31 protein-coding genes are annotated in these 25,550 nt (G+C 62.7%); 5 read left to right on the top strand and 26 right to left on the bottom strand.

The features are described 5' to 3' along the window. Positions 1 to 209: 209 nt before the first annotated feature. Entirely contained in the window at positions 210 to 1,634 is a 1,425-nt protein-coding gene (locus tag GTW51_RS20255) for an EAL domain-containing protein (RefSeq protein ID WP_163045864.1), read from the top strand. A 41-nt stretch (positions 1,635 to 1,675) separates the two neighbouring features. Here GTW51_RS20255 and GTW51_RS20250 read toward each other — a convergent pair whose 3' ends face one another. The 9 genes from GTW51_RS20250 to GTW51_RS20220 all read right to left on the bottom strand — a co-directional run bounded on the left by GTW51_RS20250 (position 1,676) and on the right by GTW51_RS20220 (position 5,431). After that, positions 1,676 to 1,888 (bottom strand): helix-turn-helix transcriptional regulator, encoded by a 213-nt coding sequence (locus GTW51_RS20250; RefSeq protein WP_163045863.1) that lies wholly within the window; start codon positions 1,886 to 1,888, stop codon positions 1,676 to 1,678. 13 nt (positions 1,889 to 1,901) lie between these two features. Continuing rightward, entirely contained in the window at positions 1,902 to 2,405 is a 504-nt protein-coding gene (locus GTW51_RS20245; RefSeq protein ID WP_163045862.1) for a hypothetical protein, read from the bottom strand. A 310-nt stretch (positions 2,406 to 2,715) separates the two neighbouring features. Then, on the bottom strand, positions 2,716 to 2,931 hold the full coding sequence (locus GTW51_RS20240; protein WP_163045861.1) for a hypothetical protein: 216 nt from the start codon (positions 2,929 to 2,931) through the stop codon (positions 2,716 to 2,718). 103 nt (positions 2,932 to 3,034) lie between these two features. Then, on the bottom strand, positions 3,035 to 3,253 hold the full coding sequence (locus tag GTW51_RS20235; RefSeq protein ID WP_163045860.1) for a hypothetical protein: 219 nt from the start codon (positions 3,251 to 3,253) through the stop codon (positions 3,035 to 3,037). 185 nt (positions 3,254 to 3,438) lie between these two features. Next, on the bottom strand, positions 3,439 to 3,624 hold the full coding sequence (locus tag GTW51_RS20230) for a hypothetical protein (protein WP_163045859.1): 186 nt from the start codon (positions 3,622 to 3,624) through the stop codon (positions 3,439 to 3,441). A 289-nt stretch (positions 3,625 to 3,913) separates the two neighbouring features. Further along, a complete protein-coding gene (locus GTW51_RS24780) occupies positions 3,914 to 4,111 on the bottom strand; it encodes a GFA family protein (RefSeq protein WP_484463067.1) in 198 nt (65 codons plus the stop codon). After that, complete coding sequence (locus GTW51_RS24775; protein ID WP_484463065.1) at positions 4,039 to 4,332, bottom strand: GFA family protein; 294 nt, start codon at positions 4,330 to 4,332, stop codon at positions 4,039 to 4,041. Before GTW51_RS24775 ends, GTW51_RS24780 begins: the two co-directional genes overlap by 73 nt. 576 nt (positions 4,333 to 4,908) lie before the next feature. Beyond that, positions 4,909 to 5,160 (bottom strand): SH3 domain-containing protein, encoded by a 252-nt coding sequence (locus GTW51_RS24655; RefSeq protein ID WP_425483294.1) that lies wholly within the window; start codon positions 5,158 to 5,160, stop codon positions 4,909 to 4,911. Beyond that, on the bottom strand, positions 5,138 to 5,431 hold the full coding sequence (locus GTW51_RS20220) for a hypothetical protein (protein WP_163045858.1): 294 nt from the start codon (positions 5,429 to 5,431) through the stop codon (positions 5,138 to 5,140). Before GTW51_RS20220 ends, GTW51_RS24655 begins: the two co-directional genes overlap by 23 nt. Positions 5,432 to 6,221: 790 nt before the next feature. On the opposite strand from GTW51_RS20220, the gene GTW51_RS23645 reads away from it, so the two are divergent. Together GTW51_RS23645 and GTW51_RS20210 are read left to right on the top strand one after the other, a co-directional pair. After that, positions 6,222 to 6,485: a WGxxGxxG family protein gene (locus tag GTW51_RS23645; protein WP_203566204.1), complete on the top strand. Its 264-nt coding sequence runs from the start codon at positions 6,222 to 6,224 to the stop codon at positions 6,483 to 6,485. 111 nt (positions 6,486 to 6,596) lie between these two features. After that, complete coding sequence (locus GTW51_RS20210; RefSeq protein ID WP_163045857.1) at positions 6,597 to 7,259, top strand: SOS response-associated peptidase; 663 nt, start codon at positions 6,597 to 6,599, stop codon at positions 7,257 to 7,259. A 185-nt stretch (positions 7,260 to 7,444) separates the two neighbouring features. Here GTW51_RS20210 and GTW51_RS20205 read toward each other — a convergent pair whose 3' ends face one another. The 17 genes from GTW51_RS20205 to GTW51_RS20130 form a co-directional block, all read right to left on the bottom strand. Further along, entirely contained in the window at positions 7,445 to 7,642 is a 198-nt protein-coding gene (locus tag GTW51_RS20205) for a hypothetical protein (protein WP_163045856.1), read from the bottom strand. 216 nt (positions 7,643 to 7,858) lie between these two features. Continuing rightward, positions 7,859 to 8,263: a lysozyme inhibitor LprI family protein gene (locus GTW51_RS20200; RefSeq protein WP_163045855.1), complete on the bottom strand. Its 405-nt coding sequence runs from the start codon at positions 8,261 to 8,263 to the stop codon at positions 7,859 to 7,861. Between the two features lie 457 nt (positions 8,264 to 8,720). Then, the gene (locus GTW51_RS20195) at positions 8,721 to 9,146 is read right to left on the bottom strand and encodes an HD domain-containing protein (RefSeq protein WP_163045854.1); all 426 of its coding nucleotides are present in this window, start codon (positions 9,144 to 9,146) and stop codon (positions 8,721 to 8,723) included. Positions 9,147 to 9,437: 291 nt separating this feature from the next. Further along, a complete protein-coding gene (locus GTW51_RS24400) occupies positions 9,438 to 9,560 on the bottom strand; it encodes a hypothetical protein (protein WP_281354637.1) in 123 nt (40 codons plus the stop codon). Positions 9,561 to 10,858: 1,298 nt separating this feature from the next. Beyond that, complete coding sequence (locus GTW51_RS20190; RefSeq protein ID WP_163045853.1) at positions 10,859 to 11,038, bottom strand: hypothetical protein; 180 nt, start codon at positions 11,036 to 11,038, stop codon at positions 10,859 to 10,861. A gap of 599 nt (positions 11,039 to 11,637) precedes the next feature. Continuing rightward, a complete protein-coding gene (locus GTW51_RS20185; protein ID WP_163045852.1) occupies positions 11,638 to 11,826 on the bottom strand; it encodes a hypothetical protein in 189 nt (62 codons plus the stop codon). Next, a complete protein-coding gene (locus GTW51_RS20180; RefSeq protein WP_163045851.1) occupies positions 11,823 to 12,533 on the bottom strand; it encodes a hypothetical protein in 711 nt (236 codons plus the stop codon). The genes GTW51_RS20185 and GTW51_RS20180 overlap by 4 nt, the downstream gene beginning before the upstream one ends. A gap of 112 nt (positions 12,534 to 12,645) precedes the next feature. Next, entirely contained in the window at positions 12,646 to 12,948 is a 303-nt protein-coding gene (locus GTW51_RS20175; protein WP_203566203.1) for a hypothetical protein, read from the bottom strand. A 610-nt stretch (positions 12,949 to 13,558) separates the two neighbouring features. Then, entirely contained in the window at positions 13,559 to 14,596 is a 1,038-nt protein-coding gene (locus GTW51_RS20170; protein ID WP_163045850.1) for a tagatose 1,6-diphosphate aldolase, read from the bottom strand. Further along, entirely contained in the window at positions 14,593 to 15,528 is a 936-nt protein-coding gene (locus tag GTW51_RS20165) for a PfkB family carbohydrate kinase (RefSeq protein ID WP_163045849.1), read from the bottom strand. Before GTW51_RS20165 ends, GTW51_RS20170 begins: the two co-directional genes overlap by 4 nt. Further along, positions 15,525 to 16,985 carry an NAD-dependent succinate-semialdehyde dehydrogenase gene (locus tag GTW51_RS20160; protein WP_163045848.1) on the bottom strand — a complete coding sequence of 487 codons (1,461 nt, stop codon included), beginning with the start codon at positions 16,983 to 16,985 and terminating at the stop codon, positions 15,525 to 15,527. Before GTW51_RS20160 ends, GTW51_RS20165 begins: the two co-directional genes overlap by 4 nt. Positions 16,986 to 17,105: 120 nt before the next feature. After that, entirely contained in the window at positions 17,106 to 18,176 is a 1,071-nt protein-coding gene (locus tag GTW51_RS20155) for an ABC transporter ATP-binding protein (protein ID WP_163045847.1), read from the bottom strand. After that, positions 18,176 to 19,180 (bottom strand): alcohol dehydrogenase catalytic domain-containing protein, encoded by a 1,005-nt coding sequence (locus GTW51_RS20150; protein WP_246233299.1) that lies wholly within the window; start codon positions 19,178 to 19,180, stop codon positions 18,176 to 18,178. The genes GTW51_RS20155 and GTW51_RS20150 overlap by 1 nt, the downstream gene beginning before the upstream one ends. Before the next feature lie 3 nt (positions 19,181 to 19,183). Next, the gene (locus tag GTW51_RS20145) at positions 19,184 to 20,017 is read right to left on the bottom strand and encodes a carbohydrate ABC transporter permease (protein WP_163045845.1); all 834 of its coding nucleotides are present in this window, start codon (positions 20,015 to 20,017) and stop codon (positions 19,184 to 19,186) included. 4 nt (positions 20,018 to 20,021) lie between these two features. Then, positions 20,022 to 20,882, bottom strand: coding sequence for a carbohydrate ABC transporter permease (locus GTW51_RS20140; RefSeq protein ID WP_163045844.1), 861 nt, complete (start codon positions 20,880 to 20,882; stop codon positions 20,022 to 20,024). Positions 20,883 to 20,889: 7 nt separating this feature from the next. Next, positions 20,890 to 21,615 carry an SDR family NAD(P)-dependent oxidoreductase gene (locus GTW51_RS20135; RefSeq protein ID WP_163045843.1) on the bottom strand — a complete coding sequence of 242 codons (726 nt, stop codon included), beginning with the start codon at positions 21,613 to 21,615 and terminating at the stop codon, positions 20,890 to 20,892. 117 nt (positions 21,616 to 21,732) lie between these two features. Further along, complete coding sequence (locus tag GTW51_RS20130) at positions 21,733 to 23,037, bottom strand: ABC transporter substrate-binding protein (RefSeq protein WP_163045842.1); 1,305 nt, start codon at positions 23,035 to 23,037, stop codon at positions 21,733 to 21,735. A gap of 216 nt (positions 23,038 to 23,253) precedes the next feature. Here GTW51_RS20130 and GTW51_RS20125 point away from each other — a divergent pair, with 216 nt between their 5' ends. Next, positions 23,254 to 24,309 carry a LacI family DNA-binding transcriptional regulator gene (locus GTW51_RS20125; protein WP_163045841.1) on the top strand — a complete coding sequence of 352 codons (1,056 nt, stop codon included), beginning with the start codon at positions 23,254 to 23,256 and terminating at the stop codon, positions 24,307 to 24,309. 69 nt (positions 24,310 to 24,378) lie between these two features. Further along, entirely contained in the window at positions 24,379 to 25,521 is a 1,143-nt protein-coding gene (locus GTW51_RS20120; protein WP_163045840.1) for a mandelate racemase/muconate lactonizing enzyme family protein, read from the top strand. Positions 25,522 to 25,550: the final 29 nt, after the last annotated feature.

The raw sequence follows: 25,550 nt of genomic DNA, 5'->3' as shown, positions 1-25,550 counted from the left end.
CTCGAGCCGATCGGAAACATCCCGCCCGCAGAAGCGGAAGCCGCCTACTACGCGCAGCTTGAGGCCATGCCCATCGCCGCGTAGGACTCAAACCAAATGGCCTCCGGGAAACCCGGTGCGGTTCACTGTTCTGTGAGATTGATGCGCGCCAGCCCTTCAAGGATGTCACGGTTCCGCTATGCCGAGAGGGAGAGCGACGTTGGTGGCGAGTGACCGGGCAGCCCCACTACGACGATAGCGGCGTTTATGCAGGATACAGGGGCGTCGGTTCCGATGTGACGGACGCCAAACTGGCGGAAGAGCGCATCAACTATCTCGCGCACAACGACGTCCTGACCGGGCTCGCCAACCGGGCCCGCTTCAATGAGCTACTCGCGGCAGCTGTTGAGGACCGGCATGCAGCCTCCCAGACCTATGCCGTTCACTTCATCGACCTCGACCACTTCAAGCTGGTCAACGACACCAAGGGGCACGCAATCGGCGACGCCTTGCTGATTGAAGTAGCCCAGCGCTTCCAGATCTGCATCGGGCAGAATGACATGCTGGCCCGCCTGGGTGGCGATGAATTCGGGGTCCTTCAGTTCAATGCCGACCAGGATGCCGCATCGGGACTGGCCAGACGATTGATCGAGGCACTTGGACCTCCGATAGAAGTCGGCGGGAATCAATTCACCGTAGGCGTCTCAATCGGCGTCGCGATGGCTCCAACCGACGGTAAGACGGGCGAACAACTCCTGCGTAGTGCCGACCTCGCGCTGTACAGGGCGAAGGACGATGGGCGCGGAGGATTTCGCTTCTTTCAGGAAGACATGGATCGCGTCGCTCAAGAACGCCAGGCGATCGAGTCGGACCTGTCAAAGGCCGCTGCATGCCAGCAGCTATGTCTCCATTTCCAGCCGCTGGTTGATGCGCAGACGTCAGAAACGATGGGTTTCGAGGCGCTTCTCCGCTGGGAGCATCCCCGACGCGGAATGGTCTCACCGGCGGTATTCGTTCCGATCGCAGAGGGCACGGGTCAGATCCGCGCGATCGGCAGATGGGTGATCGAAGAAGCGTGCCGCGCTGCTGCCGTGTGGCCGGATCACCTTACGGTCGCTGTCAATCTTTCACCGACCCAGTTCGTCGGGAGCAGCATCGCCGAAATCGTGCGGGACGCCCTGGTCGCATCTGGACTGGAACCAAGCCGCCTCGAACTGGAGATAACGGAGAGCCTCTTCATCAAGCACCCGGGGGCGGTCCTAGAGAAGCTGCAGCAACTGAAAGCGCTAGGGGTATCAATCGCAATGGACGATTTCGGGACGGGCTACTCCAGCTTGTCGTACCTCTGGCAGTTCCCGTTCGACAAAATCAAGATCGACCGCTCGTTTGTCTCTGCAATTGAAAGGGATCAAGCGGCCCGGGACATCCGTCAGGCTATTACGACGCTCGGCAGTTCACTCAAGATGCGGATCACCGCGGAGGGCGTCGAGACGGAAGAACAGGCGGCTTTCCTCCGCACGCTGATGTGCAACCAGTTCCAGGGCTTTCTCTTTGCAAAACCCTTGGCACCGATTGAGATGGCCGCATTCCTGCTGAACGATAGGCATCAACCCGTTAAAGACGGGAAGCGCGCGCTGAGCATCGCACTCGCTTAGAGAAGCCCGGGCACGGGGCACCTTGAATATCATGCGCAGCTTCACTGCACGGTCAGCTCCGCGATCCACGCTTCGATCTCGCTCTCCTTCCACCGCACCGTGCCGAGGCCGAGGGAGATCGGCTTCGGGAACGTACCGGCCGACATGCGGCGGTAGATCGTCGATGAGCCCAGAGCGACTTTGCCCTTCACCTCGCTCAGGCGGAGGAGGCGGTCTCCGCGGGTGAGGGTGGTGGTCTCGACCGTCTGGCTCATCGCCCGCTCCTGATTAGGCTGCATGGTGGTATCCCTCCCTCGGCTGATGGCTCGGGCCGCGTCGATCGCCCGCCAGTGTGTCTGCCATCCAGTGTGTTGTGGCTTCGACCTCTTGACCGGTGGCGTCGGGTACCGAGGCGCGGACAAAGGTGACGGCCTCGTCATTTCCGCCTGAGCCGTGGTCGACCCATTCGACGAGGGCCTTCACGATCTCCCGCTTGCGGAACATGAGATTTCGGACAGCGAGGAAGCTTACTACCTCGTCATCCCGCTCGATCGGCATCGCCGCCATCAGCCGGTAGGCGAATTCTGTCCAAGAGGGCGGGATGGGCTCCCTCGGCTCCGCGATGGTGATCCGCGCGGAGCCCTGAGCATCTTCGGCTACGCTGAGCCGGTATCCCAGCAGTTCCAGACCAGCTACGAAGCCGCATACAGCCGCATCTGGCGGCGTGGCTACTTTCTTGCAGAGGCGGCGGTGGATGAAATGCGAGAGCTCTCCACCCTCTGCGACCGGCACCAATCCGAGCCGCGCCGGGTGAGAGCCGAGAGCCGATCCCGACGCTACCCGATGCCGAGCTTGCGGACCTAACTCGCCTCACATCCACCCTCGAAGCCGACGCCCGGCGCTTCTTGGACAGCAAGCGCAGAAAGTGAATTCGTTCCTATTCGGCGCGGGCAGTAGGACTATTGACCTTTCTGCCGAGAACAGGGATAAGCGCTTCTAAGGTCGGAAAATGTGTTTGAGGGCCCGCTTCGGCGGGCCTTTTTTGTATCTGCATGGGGTAGGCGAGACCTCCCGGCCTTGCAGCTACGATCGAACCAGAAGTCTATCCGCCGACCTTCGTCAGGACAAGATCTTCGCCCGGCACCGTGAACGAACTGCCATCGCTAGTCGCCAGCTTGATTCCCGAGGAAAGCAGCCACTCCGTTTTCTCCGGACCGCCCTCGGTTTCGGGAACAACGACCTGATGAACATCGTAGGCCTTGCCGTCGGAGCCCTTGGCGAGGGATCGCTCCGCTTCGTTGGTCTCAACAATGGACATGGTGGACCCTCATACGTGTGACGTTGGCCAAGCTATAGACGGAAGAAGGTGGCATTGCTGCGGCGGTGGGGGCAAGCTTGCTGCTTCAGCCGCTCCGCCACGCTCAGTGCTGTGTCTGCGGGCGAGCAGGGAGCAGCGGGATTGCCCGTTTGCTCGCTTCTTCTCTGATAACTGCCTCGATCCTGTCGTGCGAGAATTCGATCTGCTCAGAGATCAGGTCGACGAGCAGGTAAGGGTCTAGCCCCCCGTAGGTCTTAACGACGGCATCAAGCGAGTCTAGCATTCCGTTGACGGCTTCCCGAAGTTCCCGCTCCGCATCCATTCATTGTCACTCCAGCATGGTAAGGCCGGATCGCCTTGGGGACGATCCGGCCTGGTGGTTGCACCGATAGGGACGGGATGCTGCAACCACGTGAAGCGGGATGCGTCTATGTGGGTTAACGGGTCACGAACGGCCTGTTCATCGACCGTTCAGATTAACCGCGCGGAGCTGCTTGCGGACGTGTTTCAGGGCCAGAGGCGCCCGAAGACGTCATCGATCGCCCCTTGGACAACGACGCTGTTTCCGCCGACGAAGAAGACCTCGGTGCGTTCTGCGCCCGCCTGCTTCAGGTGGGTGATCATCTGAACGACCGCGACGATTTTCTGATTGTTGGTGTCGACGAAATGCTGTCGCCCGGGCGAAGCGGCCATGCTGAGTCCTTTTCATGCTGAGTGGCCCTTAGAACCCAACGCGTTGCCGCGGTAAAGAAGGATGGCGGTGCCGCTCTCGCGGCCTACATCAGGCTGCTGGTGGGAGCGTTACCGTCATGAATTGGGGTTCCGAGGATTTCGCCACGGCAGCAGCGCTTTTGGGCGGGGCCGGCGTCGCTCTGGTTCTTGTCTTTGAAACCGTGCGCAGCCCTCTGCCGCGGGTTCTTCTGGCCGGCGTCGTCCTCGTGGTCACACTGGCAATATGGGCTCATCTAGCGGTGGGTGTCTTCTAAGTGGGCGGCATCTCGTCGTATTGAGGCAGTTGATCGGCGATGACGACCCAGGGCTGTTTGGCCGAGACCCAGGTGTGTGCCTCAGGCTTGAATCGGTCTGGATCGTCGAGCGATCCGCTGGTCAGGCCGGTCCAGCCGCTCGAGAGCCGATGGGTGAAGAGCGATGTTCCGCAGCTCGGGCAAAATCCGCGCAGAAGGTCCGAGACGACTGAGCTGTCGCGTAGGGTCCTTCGAAGTCCACCAAGCTCCCGTCGAGCAGGATACGGGCGTTGAAGGCGGCACCGACTGCCTTCTGGCAGAGGCGGCAATGACAGACACGAACGTTGATCGGTTTGTATTCGGCCCGATAGCGCACGGCGCCGCAAAGGCACCCACCGGTTAGAACGTCGTGATAAGCGTTGTCATCGTTCGTCATGACGCACGGTACGCCCGACACCCTGTTCTGAGAAGAGCAATCGCTTTCCGCGTTGGCAGGTGCCAGGCCACCCCGCATCGCGAGTATGGGAACGCTCAGCGCTTCAGTAAATCCGAGAGTGACGCGGCGATAGGGGGCGCAGTCACAGTGGAAACCGGCGCCGATCGGATTCCATGATGGGCTGCTCGACTCCCGCTGTCAGCGGTCCCTCCCATCCGCCGAACCTGCCTTCGCAATTCCTTACCTCAAGCGAAAGCCCGAGGATCTTGGTGCGGAGTTGGCGTTTCGAGCTAGTGGTCATTGAAGCCCTCATACAAGGCGGGCCGCGAACCACCGGGCGTGGCCTGACTGTTCGGCTACCTCTTCGATCGACTAATGCGGCGGATCAAGGAAGTCAGAGGGCTGTTGATACCAGATATCTGACATCGATCTGTGGGTTTCGGCTACCGGCGCGAACTAGTTCAACTCGAAGTTAACGAATCATCACAGCCCGCTTGCGCCAACAGCTGCTCGCTGCAAGCAATCCATCTGCCGAGCGTCGCAGGATCTTAGCCGAGGCCAAGCGAACCAGTGCTGTCATTGCCCGCTCAAGTACCGCTCGCTCACCCAGCCTTCCCAGCCGTCGACGCGGATCTTCTGCCACCCGCTTTTGGCGTAGGGCAGGAAAGAGATGGAGCACTGGTTTCGACCGAGGCGATGAAGGACCCGGCTTTGCGATGAGGGAAATGCGCGAAGGCTCAGCTTGTCGCCGGGAGAGACGCCGGTAACGCAGTAGCGGGCAGGGGGAAACCATGGCGATGAAGCGTCAGCCCTGATAGTGGCCGTCATCCACTCGGCACCAACTCCCCTGGCATGGGTCGGTAACGATAATGCCGCAGGATCCATACCGCTTTCCCGTCAACACGCGTGCCGACGTGCCGCGGCCCTCTCGCAGGTTGAGCACGTCATCCGCGGCAACGTTGACCACGCAGTGTTCTTCGCCGGGAACGGGGGATGCAGTTTGAGCGGAAACGGGTGCGGCTCCAGCAAGCAAAGACAGGCCGAGGATTTGCATCGCGCGAGCCAGGCCGGTCACCGTCGAAACGAGGGCACTGGTCATTGCCATTCCTCCGCAACCTCCCGTCGCAGAAAATCAAACGTAATGCGCGTTGGCAAGCATGAGGCGCGACTTGCCCACCCGACCACCGATCCATCGCCCATCAGGCCAGCGCACCAAGCGAGAAGCCAACAGGCAGTACGATCGCCAGCGCACCCAAGAGCAACCTTGGCGGCGCTGGTACTGAACAGCAGCATGGCGCCGGATAGCCAAGGCCTAACTCGCCGAGCATCCCCTCTGCGCCGAATGCGAGCGTAATGGACGAACCACTGCAGCAGCCGTCTGCGACCACGTAGAGCCGCATCGTGGTGATCCGGTCATCTTCTGGCACGGAGAGCGATAGGGCCTCTGCACGGGCTGCCATTCCCGCGTGAAGCAGCGTGATGAGGCCGGGGGCGGGACTGAAAAGTCTGGCCGCTCCTCCTAGCGCACCGGCGCCGTCTCGATCGGCTGCCACTCGCTCATAACATCATCCTTTCGCCATTGTGACAGAGCCGCCGGTGCCCTTGATTGGGTGTCGGCGGCTTTCGTCGTTTCCGCCTCAGAAGATGCCGAGAACTGCCATTACCACAAGGTTGAGGATGATGGAGGCGATGATGGAGCCCAGGCAGCCGATGCCGTTTGAGAAGAAAAAGAACATCTGTCGCACCCGATGTTGATCGCCGTACCCAACGCGGCCCACGAGGATTGGTTCGTCCGGAACGTAGCTGCCACCGCACTTCACGGCGACTTCACAGGAACGTTTTCAGCGCGTTGTCATTCCGGGAAATCGTGACCGCTGGAGAAAATCGAAATGCTACGCAATCCTCTCTATGCAGCAGCTCTTGCCGCTGTCCTCCTCACCTCGACCGGCACCGCCGCCCTCGCTCAGGCCACTGCGCCAGATACTGAAACGGTGCAGCCAATGACGAATCAGAACGACGACGACGGCTTCGACCTTGGTTGGTTCGGGCTCATCGGCCTCTTGGGCCTGGCCGGTTTGGCAGGGCGCAAGCGCACTGCGCATGTTGATACCGTCAACCGGCCGATCGATCCGGCAAACCGCCCGCGGGTCTAGCCGCCACCTGCTTGCCTGCCCTGCAGGTGCCGCCGTCTCATCACCGGGACGGCGGCTTTTGTCGTTTCGGGGCCGCTCGACGGCGCTTCGACGCCGTGCTCTCCTGCTGCGATGTGCAATCTTTTCTCCATCACCAAGGGCCAGTCAGCCATCCTCGAGTTCACCCGGGCCATGCGGGATAGGACCGGCAACATGCCACCGCTGCCGGGCGTCTTTCCCGATACGACGGCGCCGATCGTGTGCAACGGCGAGGATGGCGTGCGCGAGCTGACGATGGCGCGCTGGGGTATGCCGTCACCCAAATACGCGCTTGAGGGCAAGAAGACGGATCCGGGCGTGACGAACATCCGGCGGACCAACAGCCCGCACTGGCGCCGCTGGCTCGGGCCGGCCAACCGCTGCGTCGTGCCGCTCACGTCGTTCTGCGAATATGACACGATCGACGGCAAGAAGGTGCCGACCTGGTTCGCCCGGGACGAGAGCCGGCCGCTGATGGTCTTCGCCGGGATCTGGACGAACTGGACCAGCGTTCGGAAGGTGAAGGAGGGGGAGGTGAACGCCGACCTCTACGGCTTTCTCACAACAGAGCCGAACTCCATCGTCGGGCCGATTCACCCGAAGGCGATGCCGGTGATCCTGACCGAGCCGGAGGAGATCGAGGTCTGGTTGCAGGCGGAGTGGGCAGAGGCGTCGGCGCTGCAGCGGCCGCTGCCGGACGACGTGCTGCGGATCGTGGCGCGGGGCGAGCGGAAAGACGGGGAGGCGGCAATGTAGGCGCCGTCAACCTCCATGGTGCACCGTCGTCCTCGGCGGCGTTGTAATCCACCCCCGAACGGATAAGCTTCATCTTGCCCCTGCCGCAGACCAGACGGGGGATGAGCGCGCTTCGCCCTACCAACGCGCGCTTGGCGCCCTGCCTCACCTCCGCGCGGCAGGGCGCGCTTCAGTGGTTACCACCGCTACTCAACTGGTTCTCCAGCGTTCGTTTCATGCTGGTAACCGGTCTGGTTCTCTATCTCGCGCGCTACGCCGTGCCAGTATCGGTTGCGGGTGCGCACCTCCGCATCGTCTAGCCAGTGCAGGCTCTCCAACGCATCCTGCCGACGATCGCGCACCCTGATCCATGCGCCCTGCGGGCCGTGCAGTATGACCATCACCGTTACCTCCGGTGTGGTCTCGACCGGCGATCGCGTGAGCCGATGGAGTATCACGAGAGCCCGAACGGTGTTCCGGCGTCTTGATCGATAGTCATGTTTGCTCGGATGGGCATGCTGACCTTTCGATTTCTGCATTGGGAGCATCGTACAGGAGCATCCCATTGCACATACATCTTTTTGCGACCCCAGCGTTCAAGCTACCGCCGCCTGCGCGTGTTACTGCGGCGCAAGGGTCGCCAGGACATCTTCGAGTGCATCTATGCGCGAATGAATAACCGCTGCGCGGCATGCATAGTACGAGAGATAGCGGCCGTTCTGGCCGTATTCCATCTCGTTCAAATAGAACAGGCAGGTCTTGTTGCGGTAGGCCAGCCATGCCCGCTGTTCATCCCGCAAAGGCTCCTTGCTGTTTTCGCCGATGGCTTCCATCACCGCCTGCAAAATTCGATCGAGGCGCTCGTCCTTCCGGTCCAGGAAAGCGCCGCCGCACTCGCCGTATTCCGGCATGACGGCGTCGGCCTGTTCGACACAGGCATCATACTCCGCGTCAGACTCTGCTTCGGCGTGCGCCGGTAGTACAAGCAGTTGGAGCAGGATGATAAGCGGCACTAGCAAGCGCATCCGTCGTCTCCTTTGAACCGCGTGATGCAGCGGCGCCCGCGCCGCGCGGAAGGGAGCCAACGTCGCGCAGAGGGTATTCGTCCACGGTTGCGGGCAGACATCTAGAACGTGCTGGTGAGCGGAAAGACGGGAAATCTGCGTCTAACGTGATCGTCTCCGCCGCCTTCTTCCGAGAGCGCCGCTTCTCTTCAGCAATATCCAAATATCGCATGGCCGTGTCCGGCTGGTGCGAGTATCCGGACTGGCGCTCGATCTCCGATAATACGCTACTCCAGTAGCGGCTGCGGCGGCGCACCTCCGTCCCGTCGAGCCAGTGCTGATTATCTAAAGCGTCCCGCTGGCGATCACGCGCTATCAGCCATACTGCCTGCGCCCCATGCGTTGCAACGAGCAGAGCCACTTCCTGCCGGATCTCAGAGGAGGGATGGATGGATGGGACGGGAGTGCAGCCGGCGGATCATTCCTCCTCCAGCAGCATGTCACGGGCTCTAGCGTACTTCTCCAGGCGCCGCTCGTCTTGTTCGGTTATCTCCCCCAGGCGCGTCCGATCACAATTGTCGGCGAGATCGGCCAACTTCACGACCCGGGCCAGCGGGTTCGCCTTAGCGCGCCGAACAGCGTCGAAATAATCTTCGCGGTCTTTATGGGTGAGTGCATCAACGGCTTTGACAACGGCATCCGAGAAGCCGGCAGCGCTGAGCTGGTCGAGCGTCCATTCGCTATCCTCGACGACGTCGTGAAGGAGCGCGACGATCTTTGCCTCCTCACCCTCGACAGCGAGTGCAACCCGGATCGGGTGGGTGATGTATGGAGCACCGGCCTTGTCGACCTGATCCGCGTGAGCTTGCTCAGCGATGGCCGCTGCCCGTTCGATCGTGGTCATGAGTACTCCAATCTCGCGGCGTTTCATGCGTGGGCCACGTCAGCATAGCGGATGGCGCGGAGCAACATCGCGATGCCTCGGGCGCCATCGGAGCGGGCGACCAGGCAGGAGGGCCCGGCGACCTCGCGCAGGACGAGAGCCGACAGCGGCATTGTATTTAGCGCCTGACTGATTAGTCTCCCGGCCGGCCTCCGACGAAGAGCACGGCGGGGGCTGCGAGCGCGTTAAACCCAACCCACGCGCGCTCGGCGCCCTGCCGCGATCACGCGGCGGGGCAATCCCCCGCGGCTATTACCGCTCGTCCGTCGGTTTTGCAGTGTCCTTGTCATGCCGATAGCCGGTGCGCCGCTCGATCTCGCGCATGACATCGCCCCCGTAGCGGCGGTCATCTTCCGCATCCACCACACCCGCCATCCGCAGCTTGTCGCGCGCCCTTAGCACGCCCTCTCAGGTCCGTGAAGAACAATCAGGACTCTCGCTTGCTGCCGGGTTTCGGCTGAAGGTCCGAAGAGAAGTGAGAGCAGACGGCGCATCATCGACCGACGAAGCGCCATGTCGCGCTTAGCAGCCAAGGGCGAGCGAGGTGCCCGCCCATCCGCAACGTTCTCATAGCCCCAGCGATAACAGCACCTGCAGCATCTCGCGGCCTCGCGGCCTCGCGGCGTCAGGCGGTACCAGAATGTCATCCGCCAGCCCGGAACAACCTCAGCGATCTTCGCACGCGTCAGATGGTCCGCCGCCCGCAACTCGTGTCCGGTCATCTCGTTCATCTCGAGCCCCACCGAATCCTCGACCGGGCTGTCGTTGAGGCGGTGCATCAAGGCAACCCGGGAAGGGGTGAGCCCGAGATGGCGAATAGCTGGCTTCTCAGACATTACTGATCGTCCCCAGGACGTCGCTCATGCACTTTAGTCATCTGAGCTCCCCGTCAGCCTGCGCGCTTTTTCAGCTTCAAGCCGCCGCGCCTGGTCGGCTAGACGCTGCCAGTTCTTTCGTGATTCCTCATGCCGCTGTCGCTGACCGTCCGTCTCGGCGTTTGCAGCATCGGCCTCGGCGGCGTCTGCTCGGGATTGGTAGAGGACGCTGCTCGTCGACCAGATTCCACGCGAACGCGCCATCAGTTCGCTCTCCCAACGCGTGTCATGATCCACTCCGTGTCGCGCAGGCGGGCCAAGTGTTACAGGAACAGGTTGAAAATCAAGCAGTCAGCCAACATCGCCTCCTGTTAGGCTATGACGTCGTGCCGGGTCGATCTCGCCGACCGTCCGATAACTCGGTCCACGGCCAGGTGAGGGGAGCCGGAACGGACCGGGTATTATCTCGTTGTTTAATAACGAAGATGGGACCAGATGGAATTTAGGCGCCCCAATGACCTCCAGAAGTCGTTCCTGTTCGAATTAATCAAGAATCCCCAGGCGTGTCGTCACCTTGCAAACCGAGCTGGCTCGCAGGCTGACCCTCATCTCCCGGACCATTTCAAAGAGAAGCTGGCTCGGCTCGATGAAGCGGCAAGTCGCCGCTCTGCTGCCGGATGCCGCAACCTGACTTCTAATCGGCCCAATTACTCGTGCATCGTCTGTCTGGGCGCCGACTTTGCCTCTCCTGCTTCCCGCTCCGATATTGCTTCGTGCGGAATGAGGGGGAGAGCTCGCTAAAGCGGGTGGCAGTGCGGACATCCTCGTTTCGCCCTCGGACCGCGTCGGGCGGCCCCTTCACTCGACCCAGGAGGCTTCCAGCTCACCACCGTCAGAGCGGGGAACGAGAGACGTATCAGTCTGCAGTCCGACGACCAAATAAGCCCCCATGGCCGCAAGAATAAAGACGGAGACGGTCATGAATGCCAACGCGCCTACAATCATGCGTACGGCTTTCGGAGCCCTCTTCTTGCCCATCCTAGTCTCCAATTCGATGTGGCAGCGATGTTCCGGGAAGTGCAGAGAGCCAGCATTTTCGTGTGCGCCGTCCTCGTAGACTCGAAACTCGCTGGTTCGTCGGGGAATAGGCCACAGCCGAACCGAACAGCTCCGGAACGCGCCGTTTAGCTGACGTTCAGCTCGCCCCTTGGGCTCGGTGCGTCAGCGGTTTCAGCCAGCCCCGTAAGATCTATGTGTCCAGCGAGTGGCGCCCAAAAAGCTACTTGGGCAGCTGATAATCGAGGGATTGACGACGAGAAGGCGGAGGGGAGAATTGTTGTCGTGCGGCAGACCTTCGACCCTGATTCTCGACGAGGACTCCATGTCGCATACTGCCCGCCAACTCCGGACTGTCATAAAGCTCGCCCTTGCCGGTGTGCCGCCGGAGACGCGGCAGCGCTGCGCTGCAAAGCGGCCGCGCGTGTCCTGGCAGGACCACGACCTCGCTCAAGCAGAGATGGCTGAGGCGATGGCTACGGCGGTGGAACGGCACTTCGTGATAACCGAGCAGACTTTCGGCCGAGGGCTCGCGCCGGCACCGACGAACGCCAGCGCGATGTTGCCGGGAGTGAGGCCGTCTACTGCTGAGCAATGACGTCGTGCAGGGTGAGCGTCCCACCGCTGCCGCCGACAGGGGCGTCAAACGACAGGGCATGAAACTCCGGCCGACCGCGCCAGTAGGCGGTGATGTAGTTCTTCGCCTTGGGCGGTATCTGGTCCGGGCGTATCTCGCCCTCAAGTACCGCTAGGAAGATGCTGGAGATCACGTCATCTCGAGCCTCCCTAGGATACGTTCGTGGAACGGCTTTCTCGGCGGAGGCATAAACCGGATCCATGGAGGGCCGCGCTTTCCTAGCCGGCGCTGCCTGGCTTGCTCCCTTTGGAAAAATCGCTGCGTCCGCTTGGCCTCGGTTGCTGCCGCTGTTCGGGCTGCCTCCACAGCCTGGCGATCGGCGATCGTGGTCCTGATCGCTGAGTCGAAGTCGGCATCTCCGGCCCGCCATTTGACCAGTAGCGACCTGCCGATCAGACCGCGACTGAGCATCTCGGCCAGTGTTTCGCCGCGGTGGAGCCGACACAGCAGATCACTCTTCCGCTCAGCGCGACGACGCAGACGCTCACGTTCTCTCTCGACCAAGGCCTCTCTGATAGGCGCATACCAGGCCGGTTCAGCCCTGCCGCGGGCCGCAATTTCATACCACATCGGCATATTGGGAACCTGCTTATGCAAGCCGCTTAGCGAGTGGCCCGCCAGCAGTTCACGCCGGACCTGCTCCCAATCATACACCTTCGGCTGCGCACCAGAAGCGGCCTCGAGCCGCGCGTCGAACTGTGGGTCTGTTGTCCGCCACCGCCGGATCGTTGCTATGTGCGGCAGCCCGCCTTTGCGCATCCGGCTGGCTGGGATGCCGGCTGTGGAACAGGCCGCGCTCAGCTCCTTGGTGATGTCCTTATCGAATGCCCAATGTCTCATAGGAATACCTCCTTCGTTGACCAAAAACCGGACAGAGCCCGGGCGTTCATCGGGAGAAGGTCCATTTCGGACCTCCTGCCGGGTGCTTGAAAACCGCTCTGCTTGTGGACGCTTAGGCGGCGCGGCTTGTTCGCCGCGGCAGGATCAGTAGATCTGCCGTCGGCCTCTGCTCCTGCATCAGCAGATCTGCCCACGCCTGATAAAGTTCGCGGCGTCGCCTGAGGTGCGCCGCTCTATTGTAGGCCGCCTCAACCTTGTCTTTCGGCGTGTGGGCCAGCATCAGATCGATGATGCGGTGATCTGCGGGGAAGCGCTCGTTCATCCCCGTGGAGAAAGTCGATCGCCAACCGTGCGGCACGTGTCGGTGGTGGTATCCGGCGCAGTTGAGGAGATAGCCGATTGCGTTCTCGCTCATAGGGCGATGTGCGTGACGGCTGTTCGGGAAGGCGAGGGGGCCTCGGCCGGTTATGGTCCTGAGGACGCCGATCGTCTCGGCAGCCTGACGCGAGAGCGGAATGAGGTGGTCCCTTTGTGATCCGGCGTGCAATTTTTGGACGCCGATAACCCCGGCATTAGGTAGCAAAAGCCACAAGTTCGGCGGCTCGTTTCCGGGTACGAATCCGCAAGTTTCGCGGGAGTTTGGGCAATGGGTTTCGAGGACGATTGACGTTGCCCCTAATTTTTATCCAGTCGTGAGTTCGCTCCCGGCGGTTTTGCTGAGTTCGTTTGCGGGTTGAGCGACGGGCGTCGGCGCGGAGCCCTTGCCAAGGCGCAGCGTCGGCGCCCGTCGGGGATGGAAGGAAGGTGGCGGCGAAGGCGGACGGGGTGCTCCAGCCGAGCGCGGACTGGGGACGGGCAGTGTTTTAGTGGGCCTGCCAGCGGGCCCGCGTCGCTCGCGCCGACTTTGGACTACGGCCGAAGCACTACCTGTTGGCTGCTTAATTTTTCATCTCGCACGACTCGCGCTCGTCCCAGGACAGCGCATCTGTCGCCCTGGGACCATGGTGACGGCTGCAAGTCCGCCGTCAGGCGTAGGCAGCCGCGAAGGCGCCCTCGCGTGTATAGGCGACTTCCGAGGCCGGAAAAAGCCAGGGTTTCGCGTGGCTTCGGGTGATCTGCGTCAGGCGTTCGAAGCGCTGCTTGCCGTCGGCCTTCAGCTCCGAAAGAACCTTTGCCTCGTCCGGGAAAGCGGACTGGATCGCGTCGAGCCAGATCGTGCGGCCCGCCAGGAACCCCTGCGCACCGGCGGCATAGGCGTAGTTGAGGACACGGCCGAACTGATCCGGCGTCACCCCGCCCGAGAGAAGCACCCAGGGAATGCCTGCGTCGCGGCAGATCGATCCCACCGCGTCAAATTCGGCTGCCGCCGCTTTCGAATCCGCCGCATCCGACCATTCTGGCAAGGAAGAGCCGGGCAGCGGCGTCTCGAGCTTGAAGAGATCCACGCCGTATTCCGGCTTTGCGAATTCCCGCACGCTGTCGATAACGAGTTCGGCACGCTTATCTGGGGATTCGACGTAATCCGTCGTGTGGCCGGCGCTGTCGGGGAATGGATAGACCAGAAGTTCGAGAACGTAAGGAATGTCGTGCCGGCGGCATTCGGCGCCGACCGTGCGGACGTAGTCTCTCTGATGCTCGATCACCTCCGGCGAGGCATCCGGGCGGTACCAGGCGAGAACCTTGACGGCGTCGCCGCCGAGGCGACGGATCTTGCCGACCGACCAGTTGTCGATCGAACGCGACAGCCGCCCCCCGAGCGTCTCGACGAAACGATGTTCCTCGAGCGTGACGATGAGGCCGGTTCGGGCAGGAAGGATGTCAAGGGCTGCCGGCACCGCAAAGTTCGGATCGAGGAGCATCGAGCTTGCGTCGCCGGCGAGGGCCTGGACCAGCATGCGCTTGGCGGCCAGCATGTCCTTGAAAGTCACGTTTTCGGGCCGGATATTCTTGGCTTTTGCGATCGCCGAAATCAGCGGCGGACGCTGATCGAGCGCGACCATCGTAAAATGGCCGTCGTCATCCGCCAGGCGGGTCAGTCCGCGCAGTTTTCCGATGCTCGTCATGATTGGTGTCTCCAGAATGATAGGCTTGCTTCGAGGGTTGGGATTCCGCTGCGCCCGTCCGGGCGCGTGCATTTGAGCGCTGCGACGGCGGCCGCGAATGTCATGGCCTCGCTCGTCGGCGCACGGCGCGCGACGGCATAGGCATAGGCGCCGTGGAAGACGTCGCCGGCACCCGTCGTGTCGATTGCATCGACGCGGAAGGCGTCAACGCTGTGGAACTCGCCGTTTTCCAAATAGAGGACGCCGGCTTCGCCCAGAGTCACCGCGCACACGGTGCAGCCGTGGCGTTCGGCTATCGCTTGCAAGGCTGCTCCGTCGGCGCTGCCGGCATAGCCGGCAAGCGCGGGCTTTGAAAAAATCGCATGATCGGCGAGCGGCAGCAGCGCGTCGAAGATCTGTGCCTCCGCGACATCGCCGTCGAGGATCGTGGGAACGCCAAGCTTTCGGCAGGCGCCGAAGGCTGCGCTCGCGCCTTCCGGCCAACGCGGATCGCACAGGAGGGCACCGAAACTGCCGAATACCCCGAAGGGCAGCCAATCCGTGCCCGCCGGCAAGTCCGCGCCGCGGAAATTGGCGATCTGTCGCTCGCCGTTCCTGTCGACGAAGATGCCCGAGATCGACGAGCGCGCGCCCTCGAAGAGCCGAAAATGCTCGATGTCGACGCCTTCCGCCGAGAGTTCGGCGCGCATCAGTTCACCCTCGCGGTCGGCGCCCGCGCGGCCGACGAAGGACGCGTGGCCGCCGAGACGGGCGACTGTGACGGCCGCCGTCGCAGCCATGCCACCGCCCTTCACCGCAAAGTCGTCCGCACGGACCTTCGCGCTCGCATGGCCCGGCAGTTCGTCGACGACCCAGATATAGTCGAGCGCCGAGAGGCCGAGGCAGGCGACGCGCGCCTCTTTGCGCGGCCATGTCGGGTGTTTGCCGCTCATAGGCCGGCGACACAGACATATTTGGTTTCGAGATATTCCTCGATCCCGTATTTGGAGCCCTCGCGTCCGAGACCGGACTGCTTGAAGCCGCCGAAGGGCGCCATCTCATTGGCGATCAGCCCGGAATTGACGCCGACGATCCCGCTTTCGAGCGCCTCGGCGACCCGGAAGGTGCGGGCGAGATCCTTCGTATAGAAATAAGCAGCCAGCCCGAATTCGGTGTCGTTGGCCATCTCGATCACGTCGGCTTCGCTCGAAAAGGCGATGACCGGCGCCAGCGGCGCAAAGGTCTCCTCATGGGCGAGCTTCATCGCCTGGGTCACCTTCGTGATCACCGTTGGTTCGAAGAAGGTGCCGCCCAGCGCGTGACGCTTGCCGCCGGTCACGAGTTCGGCGCCGTTGTCGAGTGCATCCTTCAGATGCTCTTCCATCTTGGCGACGGCAGCGTCGTCGATCAGCGGGCCTTGCATGACGCCGTCCGCATCGCCGCGCCCGACGGTCAGGCGATCCACCTCGGCTGCGAGCTTGCGGGTGAATTCCGCAGCAATCGTCTCATGGACATAGATGCGGTTCGCGCAGACGCAGGTCTGCCCGGAATTCCGAAACTTCGCGACCATCGCGCCCGAGACGGCAGCATCGATGTTGGCATCCTCGAAAACGATGAAGGGTGCGTTGCCGCCGAGTTCCAGGGACAGGCGCTTGATCGTGTCGGCGCCCTTGCGCATCAGCCAGCGGCCGACCTCGGTCGAGCCGGTGAAGCTGATCTTGGCGATCTTGGTGTTGGCGCAGAGCTCCTCTCCGATCATCGCGGCCTTGCCGGTGACGACCTGGAAGACGCCGGCGGGAATACCGGCGCGCTCGGCCAGAACGCCGAGCGACAGCGCCGAAAGGGGTGTCTGCGAAGCCGGCTTGACGATGATCGTGCATCCGGCTGCAAGGGCCGGACCTGCCTTGCGGGTGATCATGCCATTGGGAAAGTTCCACGGCGTGATTGCGGCACAGACGCCCACCGGCTGCTTCATGACGAGGACGCGGCGATCGTTGCCGGGCGGCGGGACGATGTCGCCATAGACGCGCTTGGCCTCTTCGGCGAACCATTCGAGATAGGCTGCATTGGCGACGATCTCGCCTTTCGCCTCGGCCAGGGGCTTGCCCTGTTCCGCGGTAAGGATGCGCGCGAGATCGTCGGCATTTTCGACGATCAGCTCGTACCAGCGTCGGATCAGGCCGGCACGCTCTTTGGCACTCCTGCGCGCCCAGAGCTTCTGCGCGGCCTCGGACGCGTCGATCGCCTCGCGCAGCGTTTTGATGCCGATGCTGGGGACCGTACCGACCAGTGCGCCGTCCGCCGGATTGATGACCGCGATGCCATTGTCGCCGTCCACGGCAATCCAGCGGTCTGCGACGAGGCAACACTGGGTGAATAGGGAAGGGTCTTTCAGACCGTCGATGGACATTGTGGCTGTACCTCCTTGGGATTTGGTCGAACCGTGCGGCCCTGTCGTCTGGTTTGGGTGTCGGCATTGCAGTCCGTCGTCGGTCTCGGACGGGAAATGCCGGTGGCAGCCGTCCCGAAATCAGAGGATGACCGCACCTGAACTTGCCTCGAAGAGATGCGTCTTGCCGGGAACCGGAGCCAGCGAGACGACATCACCGGGGCGCGGCCGAAGATCGGGTTCGACGCGGGCTATGGCGTCGGTTCCAGCGATCTTGAGGTGAATAAGCGTGTCCGAGCCGAGCGGCTCGACGAGATCGATCCGTGCCGAGATCGCGGCACTCGCCTCCGGAACAACGAGGAAATGCTCCGGCCTCACGCCTAGGACCGCACTGCCATTGGCGGGCATCCGCCGGGCTAGATCGGCCGTGTCGGCAAGATGCTTTCCATCGGCAAGCACCAGCTGCTCGCCGTCGCGGGTGACCGGCATGAAGTTCATCGAGGGCGAACCGATGAAGCTCGCGACGAACTGGTTGGCGGGCGTCTCGTAGACTTCCTCCGGTGTTCCGACCTGCTGGATCACGCCGGACTTCATGATGACGATCCTGTCGGCCATGGTCATGGCCTCGATCTGGTCGTGGGTGACGAACACCATGGTCGTGCGGAGCGTCTGGGAGAGCGCCTTGATCTCGGTGCGGACCTGCGCACGCAGCTTGGCGTCGAGATTGGACAGGGGTTCGTCGAACAGGAACACCTGAGGATCGCGGACGATTGCCCGTCCCATGGCGACACGCTGGCGCTGTCCTCCCGAAAGCGCTTTCGGCCGGCGATCCAGATAGGGGCCGATGTCGAGAAGCCTTGCGGCATGCTCGACACGCGTTGCGATTTCGCTGCGTCCCATGCCGCGCATTTCGAGCGCGAAAGCCATGTTCTGGCGGACGGTCATGTGCGGATAGAGGGCGTAGTCCTGGAAGACCATCGCGATGTCGCGCTGTGCGGCGGGAACATCATTGACCTTGCGGTCGCCGATATAAAGCTCGCCGCCGTCGATGGGTTCCAGGCCGGCAAGCACGCGCAGGAGCGTGGACTTGCCGCATCCGGATGGGCCCACGAGCACGACGAATTCATGGTCGGCGATGTCCAGGTCGAGACCGGGGATGACGGTCAGGTCGCCATATTTCTTGACGAGTTGCTGCATGCGGATCAAGGCCATCAGCGTGCCTCCGCGAAAGCCAGGACGGGCTTGATCGTCTCGCCTGCGGCAAAGCGGGCAAATTTCTCCGGCAATGCGTCGAGCCCGAAGGCGTCGTCGACGAGGCGCCGGTATCGCTCCTTGTTCGCCCGCAGAAGCTCGATATTGGGTTCGAAGTCGGACTTCGGGAAATAGAAGGTCCGCAGCATCGCGAAATCCTTTCGTCTGAAGATCTTGTCTTCGGTGATCGTCCAGGGCGCGGCATTCTCGCCGACGAGGACCATCACTCCCTTCGGCAGGACGAGTTCGATCGCTAGATTGCGGGCAGGATGGGCGCCCGAGCATTCGACGATCAGGGAAAAGCGCTTGTCCTTGCTGCCCACGGCATAGCGCTTCGCGCCGAAATCCTGCGCTATGGCAAGCCGTGCCTCGTTCGGATCCGAAACGAAGACATCCTCGTAGCCGAGCGCCTTCAATGCGAGGACGACGCCGAGCCCGACAGGGCCTGCGCCGGTGACGAGGACGCTGCGGTCGGCCTCGCGCGGCAGGAAGCGCTCCGCCTCACGCACGGCGTGGGCCGAGGTTCCGATCGTATCGAGGAGGAGAGGGCCGAGATCGTCGTCGATGTCGTCCGGAACCGGGAGAAGGCAGTTGTCCGGGACGCAGACGAATTCGCAATAGCCACCGTCGCGGTTCCAGCCGATCAGCGACGAGACCTCGATGCACATCTGGGTGTTGCCGGCTCGGCAGGCTTCGCAGCGACCGCAATGCAACGGGATGTAGACGGCACAGCGCCTGCCATCCATGGCATGGCCCGGCTGTTCGACACGTCCGAAGATCTCGTGTCCGGCGATGAACTCCGCGCCCTTGTGCCAGAGCTTGAAGTCCGAGCCGCAAAGGGCCGTGCGCAAAACGCGCAGCAGCACTTCACCGGGGCCGGGCACGGGCTTTGTCGTGGATGTGATGGTGATCACGTCGCTGCCCTGGAAATCGGCGGCTCGCATTTGATCCTTGGTCGACATCATGGTTCAGCCTTTCACAGCGCCGAGCGTCAGGCCCGAAATCAGCCAGCGCTGGACGACGAGGGCGAGGGCGAGCGGGGGCAGGGCGATCAGGGTCGCGGCCGCCATCAGCCCGCCCCAGTTGGTCGAGCCCTCGCCGATGAAATTGAAGGAAGCGGCGATCAGCGTCTTGGTTTCGGAATTCGACAGGACGAGCGCGAAGAGGAAGTAATTCCAGGAGAACACGAAGGCGAGAATCGACGAGACCGCAAGTCCGGGGACGACCAGCGGCAATGCGATGCGCCAGAAGATGCGGACCGGCGTGCATCCGTCGACTTGGGCTGCTTCCAAGACGCTTCTTGGAATGTTATCGAAAAACGGAAGCAGGACCCAGATGACGATCGGCATGGTGATCACGGCATGGGTCAGGATCAGAACGCTATAGGTCCCGATCATGTCGACCTGCCGGAACATCACGTACCAGGGCAGCAGGAACAACGTGCCCGGTGCCATGCGCGCCAGCAGCGTGACGATCGCCGGCCAGGTGATCCGCGTCCAGGAAACCGCGAAAGCGGCCGGCGCACCCAGAAGCAAGCCGAGCGCGGTGGATCCGATCGTCACGATCAGCGAGTTCAACCCGAACTGAATGAAGGGCGTCGTCTCGGAGAGCGAGCGGTAGTTGTCCAGGGTCGGTTCGAAGACAATCGTCGGCGGGTAGGCCGTGACCTCGAAGCTCTGCTTGAAGGACGACAGCACCATCCATGCGACCGGTGCGAGGACGGCGATGCCGGCTGCGACCAGCAGGACGACGTTGATGATGGTGACGAACCGGTCGGAAGGGCGGTTGGCGAGCGATGACATGGCGTTACCAGGCAACGGCGTGGCGCAGACGGTTGAGGACGAGCGTGACGCCGAGCACGATGACGGACAGGGTCACCATCAGTGCGCTGGCATAGCCAAGCTGGAAGAACTCGAAACCGGTGCGGAAGCCGTAAATGTTGAGGGTGAGCGAGGCATTGGCCGGACCGCCCTGAGTGGTGATGTAGATCAGGTCGAAGAACCGCAGGAGATCGACCGAGCGCAGCACCATGGCCGTGACCAGCGTCGGAAGCAGCAGCGGCAGGGTGATGCGCCAGAAGCGCTTCCAGCCCGAGGCGCCGTCGATTTCGGCAGCTTCGTAGACGGAGGGCGGCAGCGATTGCAGGCCACCCAGCACGATCAGCGCGACATAGGGGCTCCACTGCCAGGTATCGATCAGCGCCAGCGTCGGCACGACCCATTGCGGCGACGCGAGCCATTCGGACGGCGGCAACCCGAAGGAGGTGAGGATGTAGTTCGCAGCTCCGAGCGAGGGGTCCAGAATGACGAGCCACATCATTCCGGCAACGACCGGCGGCATCATGAAGGGCGAGATGAAGAGCGATCTCACGACACCCGGCAGCCGTTTGGCACGAAAGAGCAGCAGCGCCAGACCGGTGCCGAAGATCAGCTGCAGCGTCAGCGACAGGGCGTAGAGGTAGAAGGTGATGACGAGGCCATCCCAGAAATTCTCGTCGCTCATCATGCGCGTGTAGTTTTCGGCGCCGACGAACCGCGTCGTGCCGGTGGCGCTGAAGGCCTCCATGCTGAGATACAGGGTGTAGACGACTGGGAAGGCGATCATCGCTACGGTGAAGAGGACGGCCGGCGCACCGAGCGCTGCAAGTTGGCCCTTGGCAGTTTGCATCGTTGTCTTATCCCGCCAGAAAGCCGCCATCGACGGCGTAGACCGCGCCGGTCACGTATGACGCGGCGGGCATTGCGAGGTAGGCGACCGTGCCGGCGATCTCGTCAGGTTGGCCCCAACGCTTGAAAGCGGTCCGTTCGGCGATCTTCTGGTAGTGGGCCGCGTCCTTGCGGCCCTCGGCGTTGATGTTCGTCTCGATGAAGCCGGGCGCGACGGCGTTGACGCGGATGCCTTCGGCCGCCCAGGCGAGCGCCAGCGACCGCGTCAGCATGACGACGCCGCCCTTCGAGGCGCAGTATCCCGGAAGACGGGGCAGGCCGGCGAAGGCGTTCATCGACGCGATGTTGACGATGGAGCCCTTGCGGGTCGAAAGCCCCTGGCGGAAGGCAAGACAGGTCGCCATGGTGCCGATGAGATTGACCTCGATTACCTCGCGGAAGATGTCGATCGTGTATTCCTCGTCCCGCTTCAGGATGCCTGCGCAATTTACCAGGAGGTCGACCGGACCGACGTCGTTCGCATAGGCGTCGACAGCGCTCTGGTCAGTGATGTCGAGGACGGAGAGCCGGGTGCCCTGCGGTGCGTCGCAGTCGGCGAGTTCAGCCGTGCCGATCCCGGTTGCGTGGAGTTCCGCACCGAGGTCATCGAGCTGGCGCAGGATCGCAAGACCGATGCCGCCGGCACCACCGATCACGGCGGCCCGGAATCCGGGTGCAAGGGCGAACTTGTTCATGGCGGACGGCTCGCATGTTCATCGAGAGGCGTGCCTCGCCCGAGGCGAGGCACGCGAGGACCCTCGTGATCGGCTTGCTTCGTGCCGCCGATCACGAGGGTCGATGGGGAGTGGAAATCATTCCCGCGCGATCAAGGCATCGAGCGCCTCGTCGGCAGCCGCGCAAGCGGTGTCCACATCGGCCTCGCCAAGCAGGATCTGGTTGACCGCCTGCCCGATATATTCGCGCGATTCGGGGTTCTGGATGATCGGGAAGCCGACTTCCGAGCTGCCGGTCTGTGCGAGTTCATCGAGCGTCTCTTGCCACTGCTTGCGAAGCGGCTGATCTTCGAGCCAGGCCTTGTAGGCCGGGTCCTGCGAAACCGACTGGCGCGGCGGCGCAATCCCTTCGAGGGCGAGCTTCGCCTGCATTTCAGGGCTCGTCGCCCATTGCACGAAATACCAGGCTGCATCCTGATTGCCCGAGAAGGCCGAGATCGTAATGGCCCAGCCTATGGTGGTCGGGACCGATCCGCCGTCGCCCTTCGGCAGGGGCATGATGGCCGTGTCCTCGAGGCGTTCGCCACCCTCCATCACCGAGGGAAACTCGTTCGACGACTGGAAGCTCATCGCCGACCGACCGGCACGATAGAGCGACGTCAGCTGGTAGAAGGAGTAGTTGACCGCGCCTGGAGGGCCGTAGTCCTTCAGAAGGTTCGCATAGGTCTCCAGCGCCGCCTTGCCCTCTGCCGAGCAGAGGTTGGACTTGCCGTCCCTCATGTATTGCCCGCCCATATTGTGCAGGAAATTGGAGAAGGTGTAGGGGACAGCCGGCTTCAGGCCGCGCGAGGCGAAAGGCGTGATCGAGGAATCGCATTTCTTGATGGTCTTCGCGGCCGCCTCGATGTCGGCAATGCTCTCGGGCCGCTGGACGTTACAGGTCTCGAAGATGTCCGTCCGGTAGTAGAGGACCGGCCCCTCGATATTGAGCGGGATGCCGGTCAGGACGCCGTCGAACTTCGCCGCATCGACCAGGGCCGTTCCAAATCCGTCGAAATCATAGTCGGGGGAGACGCTGTCCGTCGTGAATGGCGTCAGGTCGGCATACCAACCGGCCGCGGAATATTGCATGCCTTCACGCGACGGGAGCGTCATGAAGACGTCGACTTCGTCCGATCGCGCGTTGAGGACCGTGAGCAGGCGCTGGCGCATCTGCTGTTCCTGATAGCTGTCGACCCGCAGGTCGATGCCGGTCAGTTCCTCGAACTCGTCCTGATGCTTGAGGAGCGCCGTGGCGACCGGATTGTTGTTGGCCAGGAAGGTGATCGTTTCGCCTTCGTGAGCCTTCCAGTCGAAGGTCTGCGCGGACGCCGCTCCGACCGTGGTCGAAAGCGTCAGCGCGGCGAGAATGCAGCCCAATGCGTTGCGTTCACGTGATGCCATGGTTTCCTCCCGTTGCACCGACGGCTCCCGGATCGATTCCTCCCCGATCCCGGGCCGCTTTTGTAACCGGTTACATACGCCTTACGGAAACCGTTCGTCAATCTCGACGAGGATAAACCGAGGCAAAATCGTCGCTGCACTGCGTCATAGAGCTAGGTTGCGCCAGCTGTGATGGTTCGGCTATTCGACATCAACATTGGGGATTACGCACGCCTTATGAAATCGGTTACTTCAGATATCGACACGACCACCCGTCGCGCACGCGGCATCGGCATTCGAGCCGTCGCCAAGCAGGCCGGCGTGTCGACGGCGACGGTGTCCCGGTTTCTCAATCGCCCCGAATCCGTAAGCGCCGAGCTCGGCACGCGTATCCGTGCGATCGTCGACGAGGTCGGGTACATTCCCGATGCCTCAGCCCGGGCCCTGTCCTCCAGGCGAACCCGCACGATCGGGGCGATCATCCCGACCATCGACAATGCGATGTTCGCGCAAGGGCTCCAGTCCCTCCAGCGCTATCTGTCAAGTCAGAACTATCTCCTCCTCCTGGCGACTAACGAGTACGATCTCGATGTGGAGCTTGCACAGGCGCGCAATCTGGTCAGCCGGGGGATTGACGGGCTGCTGCTGCGCGGCGACGCCCATCACGAGGCGTTGCGTGACTTGCTGCAGTCCCAGCAGATCGATTTCGTCAATGTCGGCGTCTACGATCCGGACAAGCCCTATCCGAGCATCGGCGTCGACAATGAAGCCGCCGGACGATGCATCGTGCGCCATCTCATCGATCTCGGACACCGATCGATCGGCATCGTCGCGGCGCTGCAGCGGAACAACGACCGTGCCCAGGCGCGTCTGCGCGGCATCATATCGGTTCTGGCGGAAGCCGGCGCGACGCCTCCGCCCGAATGGCAGATCCAGGTGAACTACAAGCTCGACGAAGCCCGGCAGGCGGCCCGGACGCTGCTGCAGCGCTCCGAGCGCCCGACGGCCATCGTCTGCGGCAACGACGTCATCGCCTATGGTGTCATGCTGGAAGCCCAAAAGCTGGGTCTTGCCGTGCCGCAGGACCTCTCGGTGGTCGGGTTCGACGATCTCGAATGGAGCCGGCATCTGCAGCCGGCATTGACGACCATCCATATGCCTACCGACGAGATCTGGACGAGGGCCGGCGAATATCTGGTGCAGACGCTCGCTGGGCATCCGGCGATGATGCATCGCGAGATCGATTTCTCCCTGGTCGTCCGCGAATCGTCGTCACCGCCGAAGTGGGCATGAATCTTCTCCCGCGCGCTGGAAGGGCCTTCAGTCCCCCAGCCCGACGCCGAACCTGACGAAGGATCTAAGATGTCCTCCCACGCCTTTTCCATCGCGCATGTTGTGCCGCTGGTCTTTCGGGTGCCGATCGAGACTCCGGTCGTGACGTCCTTCGGCGTGATGCGGGACAGGCCTGCCGTGTTCGTTCGCGTCATCGGAACGGACGGAGCGGAGGGTTGGGGCGAGGTCTGGTGCAATTTTCCTGCCGTCGGGGCCGAGCATCGGGCGCGACTGATCACCTCAGTGCTGGCTCCACTCGTGACGCGGCGCCCCTTTGACGATCCCAACGCTGCATTCGCTTTCCTCAGTGACGCCACGGCGGTTCTTGCCATCCAGAGCGGAGAACCGGGTCCGCTGGCGCAGGCGATCGCCGGCATCGACATCGCCATCTGGGACATGCTCGCGCGACGGGACGACAAGCCATTGCATCGGTTCCTCGCCGGGCCGGATGTCACGCAAGTCAAAGCCTATGCGAGTGGACTCAATGCCGATGCGCCCGAGCGACTCGCTGCGGAGAAGGCTGAGGCCGGCCATCGTCGGTTCAGAATCAAAGTCGGATTCGGCGAGGAACGCGACTGCCGCAATCTCGAGGCGATGCGCGAGACCTTCGGCGGAGACACCGATCTTATGGTCGACGCGAACCAGGCTTGGGATGCCGAGACCGCCATACACATGGCACAGCTGTTTGAACCGCTTCAGCCGAGATGGCTGGAGGAGCCGGTCCGAGCCGATACGCCCATCAACGTATGGCGATCGATCGCCGCCGACTGCGGCGTCCCGCTCGCGAACGGGGAGAACCTCAGAGGTGCGACATCATTCGCGGCGATGACGCAAAGTGGCGCCGTCCGATATCTGCAGCCGGACATCGGCAAGTGGGGCGGCATCTCGGGCTGCCTGCCGATCGCAAGGAATGCCCTAGACCACGCCGTGGTCTATTGCCCGCATTGGCTGGGCGGAGGCATCGGGCTGATCGGATCGCTGCACCTGCTCGCCGCCGTCGGCGGTGGCGGGCTTCTCGAGGTCGATGCGAACCCCAATCCTCTGCGGGAAGAGCTGATCCTCGGCTTTCCGCCAGTGATAGAGGGAGACATGCTGGTGCCGCAGGGGGTCGGCCTTGGCGTCTCGCCCGATCTCGCCGCCCTGAAGCGCTACGCGGTGCCATTGCCGGGCTGAAGCATCGTAACATCTTCGTGGCGAATCAT

The sequence above is a fragment of the Aurantimonas aggregata genome (assembly GCF_010500835.1).
Lineage (GTDB): Bacteria > Pseudomonadota > Alphaproteobacteria > Rhizobiales > Rhizobiaceae > Aurantimonas > Aurantimonas aggregata.
This window is presented reverse-complemented; position numbering and strand designations above follow the sequence as displayed.

Excerpts from the sequence above, each read along its gene's own strand:
- GTW51_RS20250 (WP_163045863.1), bottom strand. The coding sequence starts at position 1,888 with ATGAGCCAGACGGTCGAGACCACCACCCTCACCCGCGGAGACCGCCTC.
- GTW51_RS20240 (WP_163045861.1), bottom strand. The coding sequence starts at position 2,931 with ATGTCCATTGTTGAGACCAACGAAGCGGAGCGATCCCTCGCCAAGGGC.
- GTW51_RS20235 (WP_163045860.1), bottom strand. The coding sequence starts at position 3,253 with ATGGATGCGGAGCGGGAACTTCGGGAAGCCGTCAACGGAATGCTAGAC.
- GTW51_RS20230 (WP_163045859.1), bottom strand. The coding sequence starts at position 3,624 with ATGGCCGCTTCGCCCGGGCGACAGCATTTCGTCGACACCAACAATCAG.
- GTW51_RS24775 (WP_484463065.1), bottom strand. The coding sequence starts at position 4,332 with ATGACGAACGATGACAACGCTTATCACGACGTTCTAACCGGTGGGTGC.
- GTW51_RS24655 (WP_425483294.1), bottom strand. The coding sequence starts at position 5,160 with ATGACGGCCACTATCAGGGCTGACGCTTCATCGCCATGGTTTCCCCCT.
- GTW51_RS20220 (WP_163045858.1), bottom strand. The coding sequence starts at position 5,431 with ATGACCAGTGCCCTCGTTTCGACGGTGACCGGCCTGGCTCGCGCGATG.
- GTW51_RS23645 (WP_203566204.1), top strand. The coding sequence starts at position 6,222 with ATGCTACGCAATCCTCTCTATGCAGCAGCTCTTGCCGCTGTCCTCCTC.
- GTW51_RS20210 (WP_163045857.1), top strand. The coding sequence starts at position 6,597 with ATGTGCAATCTTTTCTCCATCACCAAGGGCCAGTCAGCCATCCTCGAG.
- GTW51_RS20200 (WP_163045855.1), bottom strand. The coding sequence starts at position 8,263 with ATGCGCTTGCTAGTGCCGCTTATCATCCTGCTCCAACTGCTTGTACTA.
- GTW51_RS20195 (WP_163045854.1), bottom strand. The coding sequence starts at position 9,146 with ATGACCACGATCGAACGGGCAGCGGCCATCGCTGAGCAAGCTCACGCG.
- GTW51_RS24400 (WP_281354637.1), bottom strand. The coding sequence starts at position 9,560 with ATGGCGGGTGTGGTGGATGCGGAAGATGACCGCCGCTACGGGGGCGAT.
- GTW51_RS20190 (WP_163045853.1), bottom strand. The coding sequence starts at position 11,038 with ATGGGCAAGAAGAGGGCTCCGAAAGCCGTACGCATGATTGTAGGCGCG.
- GTW51_RS20180 (WP_163045851.1), bottom strand. The coding sequence starts at position 12,533 with ATGAGACATTGGGCATTCGATAAGGACATCACCAAGGAGCTGAGCGCG.
- GTW51_RS20175 (WP_203566203.1), bottom strand. The coding sequence starts at position 12,948 with ATGAGCGAGAACGCAATCGGCTATCTCCTCAACTGCGCCGGATACCAC.
- GTW51_RS20170 (WP_163045850.1), bottom strand. The coding sequence starts at position 14,596 with ATGACGAGCATCGGAAAACTGCGCGGACTGACCCGCCTGGCGGATGAC.
- GTW51_RS20165 (WP_163045849.1), bottom strand. The coding sequence starts at position 15,528 with ATGAGCGGCAAACACCCGACATGGCCGCGCAAAGAGGCGCGCGTCGCC.
- GTW51_RS20160 (WP_163045848.1), bottom strand. The coding sequence starts at position 16,985 with ATGTCCATCGACGGTCTGAAAGACCCTTCCCTATTCACCCAGTGTTGC.
- GTW51_RS20155 (WP_163045847.1), bottom strand. The coding sequence starts at position 18,176 with ATGGCCTTGATCCGCATGCAGCAACTCGTCAAGAAATATGGCGACCTG.
- GTW51_RS20150 (WP_246233299.1), bottom strand. The coding sequence starts at position 19,180 with ATGATGTCGACCAAGGATCAAATGCGAGCCGCCGATTTCCAGGGCAGC.
- GTW51_RS20145 (WP_163045845.1), bottom strand. The coding sequence starts at position 20,017 with ATGTCATCGCTCGCCAACCGCCCTTCCGACCGGTTCGTCACCATCATC.
- GTW51_RS20140 (WP_163045844.1), bottom strand. The coding sequence starts at position 20,882 with ATGCAAACTGCCAAGGGCCAACTTGCAGCGCTCGGTGCGCCGGCCGTC.
- GTW51_RS20135 (WP_163045843.1), bottom strand. The coding sequence starts at position 21,615 with ATGAACAAGTTCGCCCTTGCACCCGGATTCCGGGCCGCCGTGATCGGT.
- GTW51_RS20130 (WP_163045842.1), bottom strand. The coding sequence starts at position 23,037 with ATGGCATCACGTGAACGCAACGCATTGGGCTGCATTCTCGCCGCGCTG.
- GTW51_RS20125 (WP_163045841.1), top strand. The coding sequence starts at position 23,254 with ATGAAATCGGTTACTTCAGATATCGACACGACCACCCGTCGCGCACGC.
- GTW51_RS20120 (WP_163045840.1), top strand. The coding sequence starts at position 24,379 with ATGTCCTCCCACGCCTTTTCCATCGCGCATGTTGTGCCGCTGGTCTTT.